At 70.7% G+C, this 18,348-nt stretch carries 14 protein-coding genes; all 14 read right to left on the bottom strand.

The features are described 5' to 3' along the window. On the bottom strand, positions 1-1,318 hold a 1,318-nt coding region (locus ACODT0_RS39755; RefSeq protein ID WP_489043824.1), incomplete at its 3' end, for an AMP-binding protein. 38 nt (positions 1,319-1,356) lie between these two features. Next, positions 1,357-2,640: an MgtC/SapB family protein gene (locus tag ACODT0_RS39750; RefSeq protein WP_296735777.1), complete on the bottom strand. Its 1,284-nt coding sequence runs from the start codon at positions 2,638-2,640 to the stop codon at positions 1,357-1,359. Between the two features lie 25 nt (positions 2,641-2,665). Further along, on the bottom strand, positions 2,666-4,270 hold the full coding sequence (locus ACODT0_RS39745) for an alkaline phosphatase D family protein (RefSeq protein ID WP_296735775.1): 1,605 nt from the start codon (positions 4,268-4,270) through the stop codon (positions 2,666-2,668). Positions 4,271-4,320: 50 nt separating this feature from the next. After that, the gene (locus ACODT0_RS39740; protein ID WP_413765344.1) at positions 4,321-5,343 is read right to left on the bottom strand and encodes a porin; all 1,023 of its coding nucleotides are present in this window, start codon (positions 5,341-5,343) and stop codon (positions 4,321-4,323) included. A gap of 158 nt (positions 5,344-5,501) precedes the next feature. Continuing rightward, positions 5,502-6,761 carry an alkaline phosphatase family protein gene (locus ACODT0_RS39735; RefSeq protein WP_296735772.1) on the bottom strand — a complete coding sequence of 420 codons (1,260 nt, stop codon included), beginning with the start codon at positions 6,759-6,761 and terminating at the stop codon, positions 5,502-5,504. After that, entirely contained in the window at positions 6,758-7,558 is an 801-nt protein-coding gene (locus tag ACODT0_RS39730) for a phosphodiesterase (protein ID WP_296735770.1), read from the bottom strand. Before ACODT0_RS39730 ends, ACODT0_RS39735 begins: the two co-directional genes overlap by 4 nt. Next, complete coding sequence (locus ACODT0_RS39725) at positions 7,555-9,255, bottom strand: dipeptide ABC transporter ATP-binding protein (protein WP_296735767.1); 1,701 nt, start codon at positions 9,253-9,255, stop codon at positions 7,555-7,557. The genes ACODT0_RS39730 and ACODT0_RS39725 overlap by 4 nt, the downstream gene beginning before the upstream one ends. Positions 9,256-9,269: 14 nt before the next feature. Next, the gene (locus ACODT0_RS39720) at positions 9,270-10,115 is read right to left on the bottom strand and encodes an ABC transporter permease (RefSeq protein WP_057591920.1); all 846 of its coding nucleotides are present in this window, start codon (positions 10,113-10,115) and stop codon (positions 9,270-9,272) included. A gap of 3 nt (positions 10,116-10,118) precedes the next feature. Beyond that, positions 10,119-11,075 carry an ABC transporter permease gene (locus tag ACODT0_RS39715; RefSeq protein ID WP_093346069.1) on the bottom strand — a complete coding sequence of 319 codons (957 nt, stop codon included), beginning with the start codon at positions 11,073-11,075 and terminating at the stop codon, positions 10,119-10,121. Positions 11,076-11,124: 49 nt separating this feature from the next. Then, positions 11,125-12,690: an ABC transporter substrate-binding protein gene (locus ACODT0_RS39710; protein WP_413765343.1), complete on the bottom strand. Its 1,566-nt coding sequence runs from the start codon at positions 12,688-12,690 to the stop codon at positions 11,125-11,127. A 109-nt stretch (positions 12,691-12,799) separates the two neighbouring features. Beyond that, a complete protein-coding gene (gene phnY / locus ACODT0_RS39705; RefSeq protein WP_413765342.1) occupies positions 12,800-14,245 on the bottom strand; it encodes a phosphonoacetaldehyde dehydrogenase in 1,446 nt (481 codons plus the stop codon). Continuing rightward, on the bottom strand, positions 14,242-15,339 hold the full coding sequence (gene psrA / locus ACODT0_RS39700) for an iron-containing alcohol dehydrogenase PsrA (RefSeq protein WP_413765341.1): 1,098 nt from the start codon (positions 15,337-15,339) through the stop codon (positions 14,242-14,244). Before psrA ends, phnY begins: the two co-directional genes overlap by 4 nt. A gap of 10 nt (positions 15,340-15,349) precedes the next feature. After that, complete coding sequence (gene phnA, locus ACODT0_RS39695) at positions 15,350-16,588, bottom strand: phosphonoacetate hydrolase (protein WP_413765340.1); 1,239 nt, start codon at positions 16,586-16,588, stop codon at positions 15,350-15,352. Between the two features lie 172 nt (positions 16,589-16,760). Further along, positions 16,761-18,302 (bottom strand): amidase, encoded by a 1,542-nt coding sequence (locus tag ACODT0_RS39690; RefSeq protein ID WP_296735756.1) that lies wholly within the window; start codon positions 18,300-18,302, stop codon positions 16,761-16,763. Between the last annotated feature and the right edge of the window lie 46 nt (positions 18,303-18,348).

Below are 18,348 nucleotides of genomic sequence, written 5' to 3'. Positions count from 1 at the left end.
GCGGCGTGATCACGTGGCCGCCGGTCTCGGTCTGCCAGAAGGTGTCGACGATCGGGCAGCGCTCGCCGCCGATATTTCGGTGGTACCACATCCAGGCCTCGGGATTGATCGGCTCGCCGACCGAGCCGAGGATGCGCAGGCTCGTGAGATCCCAGTTCTTCGGATGCACCTTCTCGTCGCCCTCGGCCGCCTTGATCAGCGAGCGGATCGCGGTGGGCGCGGTGTAGAACACGCTGACCTTGTGCTTCTCGATCATCTGCCAGAAGCGTCCCGCATGCGGGAAGGTGGGGATGCCCTCGAACACCACCTGCGTGGCGCCGGCCGCGAGCGGGCCGTAGGCGACGTAGGTATGGCCCGTGATCCAGCCGATGTCGGCGGTGCACCAGAACACGTCCTCGGGGCGGATGTCGAAGGTCCAGTCCATCGTCATCTTGGCCCACAGCAGGTAGCCGCCGGTGGCGTGCTGCACGCCCTTGGGCTTGCCGGTGGAACCCGAGGTGTAGAGGATGAAGAGCGGGTGCTCGGCATTCACCGGCTCGGGCGCGCACTCGCTGCTCTGGCCGGCCAGCGCCTCGGCGAAGGTCTTGTCGCGGCCTTCGACGCGGTTCCAGGCCGAGGGTGTGCGTTCGTAGACGAACACGGTCTTGATCGACTCGCAGCCGCCGAGCGCGATGCCGTCGTCGACGATGGCCTTGAGCGGCAGCTCCTTGCCGCCGCGCAGCTGGAAGTTGGCGGTGATGACCGCGACCGCGCCGGCGTCGATGATGCGTTCCTGCAGCGCCTTGGCCGAGAAGCCGCCGAACACCACGCTGTGGGTGGCGCCGATGCGCGCGCAGGCCTGCATCGCGATCACGCCCTCGACCGTCATCGGCATGTAGACGATGACGCGGTCGCCCTTCTTGATGCCCTGCGCCTTGAGCGCATTGGCGAACTGGCTCACACGCGCGAGCAGTTCCTTGTAGCTGACCTTCGTGACGGTGCCGTCGTCGGCCTCGAAGACGATGGCGGTCTTGTTCTCGACGGGCGTGCCGATGTGGCGGTCGAGGCAGTTGGCGCTGGCGTTGAGCTCGCCGTCGCCGAACCATTGGTAGAACGGCGCGTTCGATTCGTCGAGGATCCTGCTGAAGGGCTTGCTCCACTGCAGGTGGGTCGTGGCCTGGCGGCTCCAGAAGCCTTCGAAGTCTTCCTCCGCTTCCTTGCACAGCGCCTCGTAGGCGGCCATGCCGGAAATGCGGGCGCCTTGCGTGGCGCGGGCATCGGGCGGGAACACGCGGTTCTCGACCAGGACGGATTCGATGTTCTTCGAGGGATGGCTCATGGGTATGGGGTTCAAGAAGTGAGGGACCGATGCGGCGCTCAACCGACGCTCGGCAGGATCAGCGGCAGCACCAGGTGCCGGCCGGCCAGCCCGACGGCGCCTGCAACGGCGATGCACAGCATGGCCGTGCACAGCTTCGTGGTGAGGCTGCGTTCGCGCGTGCGCAGCACGAAGGACATGCTGAACGCGATACTCGTGAGCGAGGCCAGCACCGCGCCCGTGCCGGCGGTGGTGGCCGACAGGCTGCCCTGCGACGCGAGCGCGGCGGCCGCGGCCACGGCGCTCGCGCTCGACATCAGGCCGCCGACCACGCTCACGAAGTAGAAGCCCGCATCGCCGAACTGCCGCTGCGTGAGGCCGCCGACGATGTGCAGCACCAGGAACACCACGCCGTACTTGAGCGCCAGCGGCAGCGAGAACGGCAGGTCGAGCTTGATCTCGGGCACGTCGGGCACGGGGCCGCGCGTGGCTCGCCGGTAGCTCCACAGCACGAGCACCGCGCTCGCGAGCATCATCAGCGCGAAGGCGCCCGAGGCGCCCAGCAGCGCGAGCGGCGCCAGGATCAGCAGCAGCCCGGCATTGCGCACCACCATCGCGGTGGTCGCCAGCAGGATGCCGCGATAGGCCGTGCCCACGTAGGCGCCGCGCGTGGCGACCACGCGCGAGGCCATCTCGATCACCGTGAAGTTGCTGTTCACCAGCCCGCCGAGAAAGCCCGAGAGCTCGGTGCCGCGCGTGCCGTAGAGCTTCCAGAGGATGTAGTTCACGAAGCCGATGCCCGCGATCAGGATCACCGTGACCCAGGCGGCGCGCGGCTCCACCAGGTGCCACGGTCCCACGGCCCCGGCCGGCAGCGCCGGATAGATCACGATCGCGAGGATGGCCAGCAGCAGCGCCGAGCGCATCTCGCTCTCGGTCAGCCCGGCCGAGAAGCCGGCCAGCCGTTCCTTCCACGCCAGCAGCGCGGTGGCCAGCACCATCACGGCCGCGGGCGAGATGGTGTGGCCCTGGCCGCAGAGCACGCCGGCCAGGCAGGTCACGAGCATGGCGGCCGAGGTCGTGAGCTCGGCGCCCTGCCCGGCGCGCAGCGTTTGCACGTTGAGCAGCACCGCGAGCACGCCGACCAGCGCCAGGCACAGCAGCGCCACCGGCATGCCGAGCAGGCCGCCGAGCGCGCCCAGCATGCAGATGAAGCCGAAGGTGCGCAGCCCCGCCTCCTTGCCGCGGCGCTCGCGCTCCAGCCCGATCAGCAGGCCGAGCGCCAGGCTCAGCGCCAGCCGCACCAGGATCTCCAGGTAGGGCCACTCGGCCCCGGTGGTCATGGGGATGGTCTTGTCTGGCATGGGGTCAGACCGCCCGGGGGCCCGGCACGCAGTCGTCGACCGCGAAGCGCGCCAGCGTCGAGATGCCGCTGTCGGGTTGTGCCACGTCGTCGAGCACGCGCAGCGAGGTGAGCCAGCGCCCGGGCGTCACGTCGGCCACCGCATAGCCGCGCCGGTCGGAACGCGCGAGCAGGATGTGCGGGTTGTTGTCGGCGATCTCCTGCGCGCGGCTCTGCGCCGTGCCGCTGGCCGAGGCGATCGAGGTGCCGCAGAACTCGCTCGCGATGACCGGCGACTGCGGCCGCGAGAAGTCGGCCAGCACGCGGCTGACGTAGTTCTGGTGGATGTCGCCGCCGAGGAACACGGTGTTGCGCGCGCCCGCGCCCTGCACCGCGTCGAGCACGCGCTGGCGGCTCGCGGGATAGCCGTCCCAGGTGCTGGGGTGGTAGCTCTCGGCCGGCAGCATCTTGTAGTTGCGCTGCGCGAAGATGGTCTGCTGCGCCACCGCGCTCCAGCGCTCGCCCAGCGCGGCGTCCTGCGCCAGGCCCTGCTCGAGCCAGCGCTCCTGGTAGCTGCCGAGGATCGAGCGCGCGGGGTCCCGCAGCTCGGGACAGCCCGTGGGCGTCACCGAGCTCGGCGATTCCTCGCCGGGCACGCGGCAGGGCTGGCGGTCGCGGTACTGGCGCGTGTCGAGCATGTGGAAGCGCAGCAGCCGGCCCCAGGCATGCCGCTCGTAAATGCGCAGGCCGTCGAGCGTGCCGAGCCCGCCGATGCCCTGCGTGAGCACCGAGGCGCGCAGCGGCATGTTCTCGTAGAAGGCCTGGTAGCCGGCGCCGCGCCGCGCGAGGAAGTCGCCCGCCGCACCGGTGCCTTCGAGGCCCGCGTAGTCGTTCTGCACCTCGTGGTCGTCCCAGGTCACGAGCCAGGGGCAGGCGCGGTGCGCGGCCTGCAGCTGCACGTCGGTCTTGTAGAGCGCGTAGCGGTCGCGGAAGTCGGCGAGCGTCTTGGCGGCCGGCAGCGTGTGCGTGCGCACCAGCTGGTAGCTCGGCGGCTTCTTCGGCATCGCGTATTCGTAGACGTAGTCGCCGAGGAACACGACCAGGTCGAGGTTCTCGTCGAGCATGTGGCGGTAGCCCGCGTAGTGGCCCTGCTCCCAGCGCTGGCACGAGACGAAGGCGAAGCGCGTGCGCCCGGGCATGGCGTGCAAGGCCGGCGCGGTGCGCGTGCGCGCTGTCTGCGTGACCGCATCGCCGTGCATGAAGCGGTAGAAGTACCAGCGGTCCGGCCGCAGGCCCGACACCTCCACGTGCACCGCGTGCCCGAGCTCGGCCAGCGCGTTCGCCTGGCCCGTGCGCACGATGCGGCGGAAGGCCTCGTCCTCGGCCACCTCCCAGCGCACCGTCAGCGAGGCGGGCAGCGGCAGGCGCGGCGTGTCGAAGGGCACGGTGCCGGGCACCGGGCCGTCGAGCAGCCGGGTCCACAGCACGAAGCCGTCGGGTGTCGGCGACCCGCTGGCGACGCCGAGCGGGAACAGGTCGCGCTGGGCCAGCGTGTTGGACCAGCTCCAGCGCGGCAGGGAGGTGGCGGCCGCGGCGGCCGAGGCCAGGCGGATGAGATCGCGACGGTGCATGCTTGTCTCCAATCGTGGATTGTGGGGGTGGTTCCGCGGGACGGGCGCGCTCAGAACGCGTGGCGGATGCCGAAGTTCTGGCCGCTGGCCGCGTGGTCGGCGAGGCCCGCGACGTCGCCGCCGACGGTCAGCGCGGCGCGGCGCCGGTTGCGCACATGGGCAAAGGTCGCATAGAGCGCGGTGCGCTTCGACAGGTGGTGCACGTAGCCGAGCGCGATCTTGCTGGCGCGCGAGCGGTCGCCCGGGTAGCGGAAGGCCACCTGTCCGTAGCTCGCGCGGATCTCGCCGGGGCCGACCGGCACCGTCACGCCGACGGTCGCGCCTTCGAAGCGCTTGGGGCCCAGCGGCATCTGCACCCGGTCCTGCGCGTAGAGCGCCTCGACCGATGCCACGCCGAAGTCGTAGGCGACACCGAGGCTGGCCGAGCGGATGTCGCGCGGGCGCGTGGTCGGCGCCTTGGGCCCGCCCATGGTCCGGCTGTAGGCCGCGCCCACGCGGAACGCGCCCTGCCGGTAGCCGAGACGCCCGCCGAGGTAGCGCTCCGCGTCGCCGCCGTCGACCGCCTCGGGCAGGCCGTACTGGAACTGGCCCGAGAAGCCACCCAGGTCGCGCGGCAGGAAGTAGCCGACCGAGTTGCTCACGCGCACATGCGAGCTCTGCCCCGCGTTGGCGCTGCCGTAGAGGGTGGCGCGGCCGCGGTAGACGATGCTCTCGCCGACGCCGTTGGTGACCCAGGGCCCCGAGAAGTCCGACTGGATCAGGTAGGTCGGCGTGTAGTCGCGGCCCAGCCGCAGCTCGCCCCAGGGGCCGGCCAGGCTCACGGTCGAGCGCCGCGCGAGGTCGAAGGATGTCGGGTTGTCGACGGCGAGCGAGCCCTCGAGCCAGAAGCCCGCGCTCAGGCCGCCGCCCAGGTCTTCCTGGCCGCGAAAGCCCAGGCGGCTGCTCGCGAGCCCGTCGGAGGCCAGCGCGGTCTGGCTGCCCTTGCCGTGCACGCGGTAGTGGGCGACGCCGGTGTCGATCAGCCCGAACAGCGTGACGCTCGACTGGGCATGGCAGGCACCGATGGCGAGCATGGCGCCGCCGGCGATGACGGGGGTGAATCTTCTTTGTCTCTTCATCTTTTTCTTCGAGTGGTTGGGGGTGACCCAGGGATGGCGACGCGCAGGCGGGCCCCTCACGCGCATGCGTGACGAATCCATCCGGCGTCGGGGGAGCGAAAGACGCGGCGCGTCTACTGCAATGCGCGTCCCTGCATGCCGTCCGCCGCCACGCCGAGGTGGCGCAGCACGGTCGGCGCGATGTCGATCAGCGACGCGGGTTGGCGTCGCTCGCCGGGACGAAGCCCTCCCCCTCTCAGGTAGAGAAAGGGATGCTGTTCGTGCTCGCCCAGTCCGCCGTGCTGCGCGCAGCCGACGGGCGATGAATCGCTGAACGGGCTCAGCAGCGAGACGCTGCGGCCCGGCACGCCATGGGGATTGGTGCTCGCGTCATGGCGCAGCGCCAGCGCCAGGCCGAGCGGGCCCTCGGTCGGCAGGCCGATCTCTGCGAGGGCCTGGCCGGCGAACACGCGTCCCGTGAAGTCCTGGTCCTGCAGCCACCGCACGAGTGCCGGGATCGCATCGCGTGCCTCGTCGGCGAAGTACAGCAGCGCGGCATTGCCGTTGGGCGCCACCACCACCTCCTGCGATTCGTGCGAGCGCTTCCAGCCGGCCTCGACCAGCAGCGCGTCGAGGTCGATCTTGCGTTCCACCGTCTCCATGCCGTGGTCGGAACAGGCGACCAGCAGGATCTCGTCGCCGGCCGGATCGAGCGCCTCCACGGTGCGCCGCACCTGGTCGACGCAGGCATCGGCGTGGGCGATCATCGCCAGGTGCTCGCCCGATCCGAGCGCCACGCCGTGCGCCGTGTGGTCGGGCTCCGAGAGCCACAGCACGGCCAGCGCGGGCGCGCGTTCGCGCAGCACCTCGCGGCAGAAGCGATCGGTCATCGCCCGGTCGCCCGCGGCGCCCACCTCGATGGCCAGGCCGTCCGTCAACGCGACACCGCCCGGTCCGCGCGAGCCGGCGCGGTGGTAGACATGGCCGAAGCCGTCGGGATCCTGCAGGTAGGCGGCGCCCGGCGACACGTTCGACATGACGATCGCACCGCCCTGCCGCGCCAGCCGCTCGGCCCAGGTCGGGCGCCGCAAGGTGCGGCCCGTGGCGCGGCGCAGGCGCTCGAGGAAGTCGGGCTTGCCCACCGACAGCCGCACCAGCGCGCCCTGCTCGCGCAGCACCATGGTGTTGCCCAGCAGGCCGTGGGCGGCCGGCAGGCAGCCGGTGGCCATCGAGGCCGAGCTGGTGCGCGTGGTCGAGGGAAAGACGCCGCGCGCCGAAACGAAGTCGGCACCCTGCGCGCGCAACGCCGCGAGCGCGGGAGCCACGTGGGGCGCGACTAGGTCCGCGCACAGGCTGTCGCAGACCACCACGACGGCGCGCCGCCCGCTCCTCATTTCGAAGCGTCCCGGGGCGCCGGGAGCGTGGACTTGTCGAGGTAGTCGTGGAAGTGGACCGTGACCTGATCCGCCGCGAGGAACACCACCGCATAGGCCGGCGGCTCGTGGCTCTTGGGCACCGGCGAGATGGTGTGCAAGTCGAACGGCACCTGGTGATTGAGGCCGCGCATGGTCGAAAACGGGATGCCGCGCCAACTGCCGCAGACCGGTCGGTGCACGTGGCCGAAGAACAGGTGGCGCAGGTTGCGCCGGCCCGCCACCAGCCGCGCGAAGGGCTCGGGGTTCGCGAGGCCGATGCGGTCGAGGCACGGAATGCCGATGTCGAACGGCGGGTGGTGCATGAACAGGTAGGTCGGCCGCTCGCCGAGTCGGTCGAGCTCGGCCGCGAGCCAGGCCAGACGCTGCTCGCAGTACAGGCCGCCGTTGCGGCCTTCGTCGAGCGTGTCGAGCAGCAGGAAGCTCGCGTCGGCCAGGTCGAAGCGGCCCTGCACGAAGCCGTTGCCGTCGCTCGGCCCGCCCGGGCATTGCGCCGCCAGCAGCGCGCGGATGTCGTGGTTGCCCACCAGCGGGAAGCACGGCATGGGCAGCCGCGCGAGCTGGGTGCGCAGCGCCGCGTAGGCCGCGCTCTCGCCGCGGTGCGCGAGGTCGCCCGTGATCACGCAGCAGGCCGCGTCGCGGTGGTGCTCGAGGATGTCGTCGATGCAGGCGGCGAGCCGTGCGTACGGGTCCAGGCCGTGCAGGATCTCGCCGGGCGCGACGAGGTGGGGATCGGTGATGTGGATGAACTTGGTCATGCGGCAAGGGTTTCGGGTGAGGCGGTCACGGAATGCAGGGCGGTGGCCTGCAGCAGCAGGCGCGTGTAGTCGTCGGCCGGGGCATCGAAGACCTGGCGCGTGGCGCCGGCCTCGCGGACCTCGCCATGGCGCAGCACCACGACGCGGTCGGCCATGCGCCGGACCACGCCGAGGTCGTGGCTGATGAACAGGTAGGCCGTGCCGGTCTTGCGCTGCAGCTCGAGCAGCAGCTCCAGCACCTGGGCCTGCACCGACACGTCGAGCGCCGAGGTGATCTCGTCGCAGACGATCAGGTCGGGCTCGGCCGCGAAGGCGCGCGCGATGGCAACGCGCTGCTGCTGCCCGCCCGAGAGCTGGCGCGGGTAGCACTCGAGCAGCGCCGGATCGAGGTGCATGGCCCGCATCAGCGCCTGCGCGCGTTCGCGCAGCGCCGGGCCGCGCAGCCCGGTGAACAGGGTCAGCGGCCGCTCGAGGATGGCGGCGATGCGCTGGCGCGGATTGAGCGAGGACAGCGGGTCCTGGAACACGATCTGCACCCGCCGGCGCAGCGTCGGCGAGCGGTCGGTGGCCTTCGCGGCCAGCGGCTGGCCATCGAAGTGCAGCGAACCGCCCGAGGGCGCCATCAGCCCCGCGACCAGCGAGGCCGCGGTCGACTTGCCGCTGCCCGATTCGCCAACCAGGCCGAGCGTCTCGCCGCGCCCGATCGCGAACGACAGGCCGGCCAGCGCGGGCCGCGCCATGGCCGGCGGGGGCTGGAACCAGGCGCGGCGGCGCGTCGGATAAGAGAACGCGAGGTCTTTCGCCACCAGCAGCGCGCCTTGCGCGTGCTGCGGCTCGCGCTCGGGCGGCTCGGCATCGATGCGCGGAATGGCCGCGATCAGCTGCCGCGTGTAGACATGCGCGGGCGCGCCGAAGATGCGCGCGGCCGACCCCTGCTCGACGATGCGGCCCTGGTGCATCACGATCACCTGGTCGCACATGCGCGAGATCACGCCGAGGTCGTGGCTCACGTAGATCAGCGAGGTGCCGAAGCGCTCGCGCAGGGTGCGCACCAGCTCGAGCACCTGGACCTCGGTGGTCTTGTCGAGCGCGGTGGTCGGTTCGTCGAGCACCAGCACGCCCGGGTCGCCGGCCAGCGCCGCGGCGATCACCACGCGCTGGCGCTGGCCGCCCGAGAGCTCGTGCGGGAAGCGCGCGCAGATGCCCTTCGGATCGGGCAGGTTGGTGGCCTCGAACAGCTCGAGCGTGCGCGCCCGCGCCTCGGCGGCGCCGCAGCCGCGCAGGTGGCGCACGGCCTCGTCGACCTGGTCGCCGATGCGCATGTGCGGCGTCAGCGAGCTCAGCGGGTTCTGCGGCACGAAGGCGATGTGCCGGCCGCGCAGCCGGCGCCGCGCGGGTTCGTCCAGGCGCAGGATGTCCTCGCCCGCGATGCGCACCGCCCCCGCGGTGATCACGCCGCCGGGCCGGCAATGGCCCAGCAGCGCGCGCGCCACGGTCGACTTACCCGAGCCGCTCTCGCCGACGATGCCCAGGCTGCTGCCGGCCTCGACCGTGAACTCGACGCCGCGCACCGCGCCGACGATCTCTCCGTCGGCGCGCCGGTAGCCGATGCCCAGGCCCTGGACCTCGAGCCGTCCGCCGATGCGGCGCGCCGCCTGCTGGCGCCGTGCCAGCGCATTGGATTCGGGATGCTTCATCGTTGCCTGTTCCTTCATGCCGCGTCCTGGCCGCGCGTGGCGTCCAGTCCCAGGGCCCGTGCCAGCGCCTCGGCGCCGAAGTTGAGTCCCACCACCAGGGTGGAGATGAAGACCGCCGGCGCCAGCACCAGCCAGGGTGCGAACGCGAGCTGGCTCACGCCCTCGGCGACCATCAGCCCCCAGTCGGGCGTGGGCGGCGAGATGCCCATGCCCAGGAAGGACAGCGAGCTCAAGAGCAGGATCGCGTGCGACATGCGGATCGCGAACTCGACGTAGACCACGTCGAGCGTGTTGGGCAGCAGCTCGCGCAGGATGATCGACACCGTGCCCTCGCCGCGCAGCTGCGCGGCCTTCACGTAGCCCAGCTGCACCTGTGTCAGCGCCTGGGCCCGCACGATGCGGATCACGCCCGGGAAGTACACCATCCCGATGAGCACGATCAGCACCGGCAGCGATTCGCCGAAGCCGACCGCGAACAGTGCGACGAACAGGATGCCCGGCAGCGCCAGCTTGAGGTCGACGATGCGCATCATCACGTCGTCGAACAGCCCGCCGAGGTAGGCGGCCGTCACGCCGAGGATGCTGCCGACGCTGACCGCAACGACCACGCCCGTGAAGGCGGCCAGCAGCGCCGTGCGTCCGCCCCACAGCAGGCGCGACAGGTAGTCGCGGCCCAGCACGTCGGTGCCGAGCCAGAACTCGGCGCTCGGCGGCTCGGCGCGGCCGCCGTTGAGCGACATCGGGTCGTAGGGCGCGATCCAGGGCGCGGCCAGCGCGACGGCCAGGTGCAGCACGACGATGCCGATGCCGAACAGGGCCACGGGCCGCAGCAGCGCGTGGTGGTTGATCTTGAACATCATGATTCAGCGGCTCCTGGCGCGGGGGTCGAGGGCGGCCACCGCGAGGTCGGCCAGCAGGTTCATCGAGACGACGGCCAGGGCCGCCAGCAGGCTGATGGCCTGCACGATCGGCACCTCGCGCTTGTCGACGGCCTGCAGCAGGATCATTCCGAGCCCGGGATAGCCGAACACCTTCTCGACCACCACGATGCCGCTGAGCAGGCCGGCCACGTAGAGCGCGGCCGAGTTGAGCGCCGGGATCACCGAGGCCGGCAACGCATGGCGCAGGATCAGCCGCAGCTCGCCCAGGCCGGTGAAGCGGGCGCGCTCGACGTAGTCGCTGGCCAGCGACTCGATCAGCCCGGTGCGGATCAGCTGCACCAGGTGGGCGATGGAGCCGAACACGATGGTCGCGACCGGCAGCACCGACACGGCCAGCAGCGCCGACGGCGGCGCGTCGGCGAAGGCCAGGATCACGGCCGGGAAGACCGGGATCCAGATCGCGAACACCAGCACCAGCAGGTTGCCCGAGGCGAACTCGGGGATCGAGTAGCCGATCACCGCGCCCATCGAGGCCAGCGTGTCGGGCAGCCGGCCGCGCCAGAAGGCCGCGACGATGCCCAGCAGCAGCGACACCGGAATGGCCACCAGCGCCGTCACGGCCGCGAGCAGCAGCGAGTTCTTCACCGGCTCGCGGATGATCTCGACCACCGGCGTGCCGCCGAGGATGGTCTTGCCGAAGTCGCCGCGCATGGCGCCCGTGAGCCACTCGAAGTAGCGCACCGGCGCCGGCCGGTCGAGGCCGAGGTCGTGGCGCTTTCGCGCCAGGTCCTCGGGATTCATCATCGCGATCTCGTCGGCCGTGAGGCTGACTTCGAGCGCGTCGCCGGGCAGCACCTCGGTCGCGACGAACACCAGCATCGAGGCCAGCAGCAGGGTCAGCGCGTAGAGGCCCACGCGCCGCAGGAAGGTCATGAGCATGATGGGTCGCCGTTCGCGCGCGGTTCGGTGAAGGGGATGCGGGGCCGGCTCACGATTTCCAGACCTCGTCGAAGCGCATCGACCAGAACTGCGAGTGGTTGCGCAGGTCGTGCACGTTGGGCTTGTGGATCAGCAGGTTGCGCCGTCCGCCCGCGGACAGGGTCGGCACCTCGTCGCGCAGGATCTCCTGCATGCGCACGTAGTTCGCGCGCCGCTTCTCGGTGGAGGGCTCGGCGAGCGACTTCTGGTAGAGCGCCATGTACTCGTCGCAGCCCGCGCCGCGCCAGTAGCCGCTCTCGTTGTTGTCGGGCCGCAGCCGGTACAGGCTCACGCCCGGATTGCGCGGGCCGGCCGGCGTGTAGGCGAAGCGGTGCTTGCGCGTCTTCTCGGCATCCTCGACGCGCCACTGGCGGTAGCCGTCGCTCGGCCGCTGCTCGATCGGCAGCACGATGCCGGCCTCCTTCACCGACTCGGCCAGCACCTGGAACACGCGCGGCACCTCGGGCCAGGTGGGCGCGAAATAGAAGGTCGGCAGCTTCACGCCGTTGGGATGGCCGGCCTCGGCCAGCAGCGCGCGCGCCCGTGCCACGTCGTGCATGCGCTGCAGCGGCTGGAAGGCGGCATTGGCCGGCGTCAGGTGCGAGTCGTTGCCGACCCAGCCGGCCTTCTTGCCGTAGACGATGCGGATGATCTTCTCGCGGTCCACCGCCAGCGCCAGGGCCTGCCGCACGCGCTTGTCGTCGAGCGGCGAGCCCTCGACCTTGGGGATCACCATCAGCGCCTGGTCGCCGCTGCTCGACAGGCTGTACTTGAGGTCGGGCGTGCGCTCGAGGTCGGGCAGCAGCCCGGGGTCGACGCCGATCACGGCATCGAACAGGCCGCCGCGGAATCCGTTCAGCGCGCCTTCCATGCGGCCGGGCGAGCTCACGACCTCGAGGCGGTCGAGGTAGGGAAAGCCGGCGCGCCAGTACTTCTCGTTGCGCTCGAGGATGATGCGGCGCTTGGGATCGAGGCTCGCGATCCGGAACGGCCCGGTGCCGATGCCCGAGAGGCCGATCGCCTCCTTCTCGGCCGCCGGCATGATCATCAGGTGGTACTCGGCGAGCACGTAGGGGAACTCGCTGTTCGGCGCGTCCAGCGTCATGCGCACCTTCCTGCCGACCTTCTCGACCTTGACGATCTGCTTGGCGTAGCCGGTCGCGGTCTGGTGGAAGCGGTAGGACGACACCACGTCGTCGGCCGTCATCTCGCGGCCGTCGTGGAACAGCACGCCCTCGCGCAGCGTGATGTCCCAGACCTTGAGGTCGGCGCTCGGCTCCCAGGCCGTGGCGAGCTCGGGCTGTACCTCGAGGTTCTCGTCGACCCAGGTCAGCGCGTTGTAGGCGCTGCGGTTGTTGAGGTCGAGCCAGTGCTGGGGATGGCGGCCGGTGCGCGCATCGCCCATCCGGTTGTTCGGGTAGGTGTTGGTGTAGACGAAGGTGCCACCGCGCTTGGGGGCGGCCTGCGCCGCCCGCGGAAAGAGCAGCTCGCAGAGCGAGAGCGCGGCGCCAGCGCCGGCGCCCGTCAGCAATCGGCGGCGCATGGCGTCGATCGGGCAGTTGTCGTTGGGTCTCATCGTGTCTCCTGGCAGTCATCGGGCGCCTGGCCGGCGCTCTTCGGTTCGCGCGGCCTCGCATCGCATGTCGATGCGAGGCGGCGCGCCGTTCAGTCCATTGTCGGTGGGCTCACCATGGCAGCGAGAGCGTCTTGCAGTTGGTGAACGACTTGATCGCCTCCTGCACCCCTTCCTTGTAGCCAAGGCCCGAGTCCTTGATGCCGCCGAAGGGCGTGAGCTCGATCCGGTAGCCCGGCACCTCCCAGAGGTTGACGGTGCCGACCTTGAGCTCCTTGGCGAAGCGCATCACGTCGTCCATGCGGTTGGTGCAGATGCCCGACGAGAGTCCGAAGGCGGTGCCGTTCGACATCGCGATGGCCTCGTCGATGTTCGCGAAGCGCAGGATCGGCGACACCGGGCCGAAGGTCTCCTCGCGCACCACGGTCATCTCGGGGCGCACCCGGTCGAGCACCGTCGGCGCGTACAGCGCGCCCTCGCGCTCGTTGCCGGCCAGCAGCCGCGCGCCCTGCTCGACCGCCTCTTCGACCACCGCCTGGAAGCGGCGCGCCGCGGCCTCGTCGATCACCGTGCCCATGTCGTTGCCCGCATCCATCGGATCGCCGAACTTCCAGGCGCGGGTCTTGGCCACCACGCGCTCGGTGAACTCCGCGGCCACCTTCTCGTGCACCAGCATGCGCTTGACGGCGGTGCAGCGCTGGCCCGAGTTCTTGTAGGAACCCTGCACGGCGAGATCGCTGGCGCGGTCGAGGTCGGCGTCGTCCATCACGATCAGCGGGTCGTTGCCGCCGAGCTCGAGCACGATGCGCCGGTAGCCGGCCTTGTTCGCGATGTACTTGCCGATCTCGACGCCGCCGGTGAAGGTGATCAGCTCCACGTGGCGGTGGGTCAACATCTCGTCGGCGATCTCGCGCGGGTCGCCCGTGATCACCTGCAGCATCTCGGGCGGCAGGCCGGCCTCGTAGAGCAGGTCCGCGAAGTACAGCGCCGACAGCGGCACCTTCTCCGAGGGCTTGAGCACCATGCGGTTGTTGGTCGCGACCGAGGGCACCACCTTGTGGGCTACCTGGTTCATCGGGTGGTTGAAGGGCGTGATGGCGGTGATCACGCCCAGCAACGGCTCGCGCGTGGTGATCACCTTGCGCTGCTTGCCGTGCGGCGTGAGGTCGCAGGAGAACACCTGGCCGTCGTCGCGCAGCGCCTCGTTGGCGCCGAAGTTCAGCACGTCGGCCACGCGGCCGATCTCGTAGATGCTGTCCTTCTTCGACAGGCCCGACTCGCTGGTGATCAGCGTGGAGGCCTCGTCGGTGCGCGCGCGCAGCAGCAGCGCGGCGCGGTTGAGGATCGCGGAGCGCTCGTAGCGCGACAGGCGCGGCACGTAGGCGTGCGCGATCTCGTAGGCGCGCCGCACGTCCTCCAGCGTGGCCATGGCGACGGTGCCCACCGTCTCGCCGGTGTAGGGGTTGCGCACGGCGATCGTGCGCGGCGTGTGGACCTTCTCGCCGCCGATGCGCAGCGCTTCGACGCGGATGTCCTGTCTGTCGAGAATGGCGCTCATGCCGCCTCCTTCTGTTGGGTGCCGATGAAGTTCTTGCCGCGCGCGCCGGTCAGTGCATGCGCGACCATGCGGTCGGCCTGCTCGCTCGACACGCCGTAGTCCGAGAAATGCGTCTTGACGCCCAGCCGCTCGATGAAGCCGGCCAGCTTCTCCGGCGCGCGGTCCAGCGGGCCGAGCGCGCGCTCGAGCACCGCGTCGCGGCCGGCGTCCTGCCCGATCGCGCGCCGCAGCACCATCGGCAGCGGGAACGAGCAGGCGATGCCGTGCGGCAGGCCGTAGCGCAGGGTCATCTCGTACGAGATGGAGTGCGCGAGCGCGGTGCGGGTGTTCGAGAAGGCCATGCCGGCCTGCAGCGCAGCCAGCGCCATGCGGGCGCGCAGATCGAGGTCGTCGAGCTTGTCCATCAAGAGCGGCAGGGTCTCGAAGATCTGCTGCACCGCCGCGACCGCGAAGGTGTCGGACAGCGCGTTCGCATTCACGTTCCAGATCGCCTCGAGCGCATGCGACAGCGCGTCGAGACCGCTCTGCAGCGTCACCGAGGCCGGCAGCGAGAGCATCAGCTCGGGGTCGACGATCGCGATGCTGGGCCAGGTCTCGGGAAGGTGCAGCGAATGCTTGCGCTGCGCCTCGCGGTCCCAGATCGTGGCCCAGGGCGTGACCTCGCTGCCGGTGCCGGCGGTCGTCGGCACCGCGATCAGCGTCTTCACGCGCGCCGGCACGAAGGGCCCGCCCGCGGCCAGGGCCGCCACCAGGTCGTCGAAGCGGCCGCTTCGCGTGCCGACCATCAGCGCCTTGGCGGTGTCGATCGCGCTGCCGCCGCCGACCGCGACCAGCACCTCGGCCTGCTGCGAATCGCTCCAGAACGCCTCGTAGAGCGCCCGCAGTTCGGCCACGTCGGGGTTCGGCAGCACCGCGTCGATCACTCCGGCCAGGCCGTCGCCGAGCAGGGCCTGCAGCCGGTCGACGAGCCCGAAGCGGCGCGCCTCCGGAAAGGTCACGACCACGGCCTTGCGGCCGGCCAGCAGCTTCGGCAGGGACGACAGGGCCCCTGCCCCGTACACGCTGCGCACGGGATTGAAGAATTCCTGGGACATCTGGACCTCTTCAGTGGGCGGCGCCCGCGTGGTTCAGGGCCAGGTCGAAGACGTCGAAGTTGCGCAACCGGCGACGCGGGTCCACGCCCTGCAGCGCGCGGTTGAACAGCAGCGGCACCTTCTGCTCCGAGACGCCGCCGTGCGAGCGCAGCGGCACCGTGAGGCCGCTGAGGTCGTGCCGCGCCGCGCTGGTGCCCAGCACCGTCAGGTGGTCGCCGACCACGACCAGGTCGCCGATGCGGTCGCCCGCGAGCTCGAACTGCCGCACCGCCTGGTCGCGCGTGAGCACCTGCTCCACGCCGGACAGGCCGGCCAGCGCCTCGTGCACCTGTTCCAGCGGCGCGCGGTTGACGTACACCGTCGCGAACGAGCCAAGCGCGCCGTGGTGCACCACGTAGGGATCGGTGATCGGCAGGATCACGCGCGTGCTGGCCTCGCCGAGCCGCGCATCGAGTTCCTGCTGCAGGTAGAGAACGCGCGGATTGCCGGCCGCGTCGGTCTTGGGGCTCATGCCATGGTCGGCCGTGAGGCCGATCACCGCGCCCAGTGCGTCGAGCCGCGCGAGGTAGCCGTCCATCATCGCGTAGAAGGCGTTGGCCTCGGGCGTGCCGGGCGCGCACTTGTGCTGCACGTAGTCGGTGGTCGAGAGATACATCAGGTCGGGCTTGCGCGTCTCGAGCAGGCGCACGCCGGCGGCGAAGACGAACTCGCTGAGGTCGGCGCTGTAGACCGAGGGCACGGGCTTGCCGACCAGATCGAGCACCCGGTCGATGCCGCATTCGGCGACGGTCGCCTTGTCGGCCTTCTCGGCCGAGAAGCAGATGCCGCGCAGGCCGTGGCCGAGCATGGTGCGCAGCTTGTCCTTGGCGGTCACGGCCGCCACCAGCGCGCCGGCATCGGAGAAGGCCGACAGCAGCGTGGGCGCGCGCAGGTACTCGGGGTCGTTCATCATGACCTCCTTGTCCGCCGCCACGTCGTAGAAGAAGTTGCCGCAGATGCCGTGCACCGAGGGCGGCACGCCGGTCACGATCGACACGTTGTTCGGGTTCGTGAAGCTCGGGACCACGCAGTCGCCGATCAGCGAGCTGCCCTGCTCGAGCATGCGCTGCAGGAACGGCGCCGCGCCGGCCTGGATGGCCTGGGTGATGTAGTCGGGCTCGCAGCCATCGACGCACACCACGACCACCGGCGCGCGCGGCTTCGCGTAATGCCGTCCATTGGCCAGGACGGTCTCGGCTTGAAATGTCATCGGGAAGCTCCTTTGGAAATCAGTGCGTTGTCTCGGAGACCTTGTCGTCTCGCGCTGGGTGCACTGTCCGCTCGAAGCTTCTATTCGTCCAATTCAAGTTTTTCGGGCAATGTATTGAGCAGAACTATACATCGCCAGGGAAAGTACGGAGACGGCGCTCCGTACGCTGCGCTCAGGCGGCCGCGAGCCGCGGCGCCTTGCGATGCCGCGTCGCCGTCTCGTAGTCGTGCGCCAGCGCGAGCAGGGTCGCCTCGCTCCACAGCGGCCCGACGAACAGCAGTCCGAACGGCGCGCCCGAGGCGTAGTAGCCCGCGGGCACCGTCACGGCCGGCAGGCCCGCGATGTTGAGCTCGCCCACCGTGGTCTCCTGGATCGTGCCGCCGCGCGTGACCGGCAGCTCCTCGCGCATCTGCGGGAACACCAGCGCATCGAGCTTCTCGCGCGCGAACACCGCGTCGACGATGCGCAGATAGGCCTCCTTGAGCGCGATGAAGTCCGACAGGTCGGGCGGCGTGCCCGGCGACCTGAGCGCGGCCGCGAACTGCGGCAGGTTGTGCAGGTAGCTCAGCACGCCGCCGGGGGCGAAGGCGGATTCCTTCTCGGTCGCCTTCGCGAAATCGGCGAAGGACTTGAGCGCCGCGTCGGGGCCCAGCCGCTCGAGGTACTTCTGCAGGTCGTAGGGCACCGACTCCATGCCGCGCGCATCGAAGTTCGTGAGCGGCAGCGTGGGCTGGCGCAGCTGCGCGAAGCCGGTGTCGGCGAAGGGATCGTCGACCAGCACCGCGCCGCGCTGCACGAGTTCTTTCGCGGCACGCGCATAGAGCTCGCCCGCCTCGTCAGAAAGCGGCTGGGTGCGCCAGCCCGGCCCGTACAGGCCGATGCGCGCGCCCGCCAGGCTGCGGCTGCCGAACTGCGCGGTGTAGCCGCCCACCGGCTTCTTGCCGACGCCGGCCAGCGTCTTCGGATCCTCGGGCGAATAGCCCGCGAGCACGTCGAGGCACAGCGCCGCGTCCTTCACGGTGCGCGCGATCGGGCCCACGACGTCGCGGTTGCCCGACAGCGGCATCACGCCGGCGTTGGGCACCAGGCCGATGGTGGGCTTGATGCCGACCAGGTCCTGCGCCGAGGCCGGGTTCTGGATCGAGCCGCCGGTCTCCTCGGCCAGGCCCAGCACGGCCATGCTGGCGCCGACCGCCGTGGCCGTGCCCGCGCTGCTGCCGCCGGGCACGCGATCGGGCAGCACCACGTTGAGCGTGGGGCCGGCCCAGCTGTCGTCGGCATGGGTGCCGGTGTGGCTCAGCACCGGCACGTTGGTCTTGCCGAGGATGACCGCGCCGGCCGCGCGCATGCGCGCCACCACGGGCGCGTCGGTGGCGGGCATCAGGTCGACGCCGCCGCTCTTGCCGTGCAGCAGCGACCAGCCGGCCGTGGTCGGGAAACCGACCATGTCCATCGGGTCCTTGACGACCACGGGCACGCCCGCGAGCGGGCCGAGCGCCTCGCCGGCCGCGCGCCGGCGGTCGATGGCACGCGCATCGTCGATGGCCTCGTCGTTGAGGAAGATGATGGCGTTGTAGCGCCCGTTCCAGGTCTCGATCTGCGCGAGGCAGGCGCGCGCGAGCGACTCGGCCGTGAAACTGCCGTTGCGAAAGCCTTCCTGCACGGTGTCGACGGTCAGCGTGGCGAGGTCGATGGCGGGGGTGGTCTGGCTCATGGCGAAGAAACTCCTCGTGAATGCGGTGAATGAAGAGGGAGACAAA

Source organism: Variovorax sp. FG153 (genome assembly GCF_057809595.1).
Note: the sequence above shows the minus strand (reverse complement) of the source record. Positions and strands in the feature narration are given on the sequence as shown.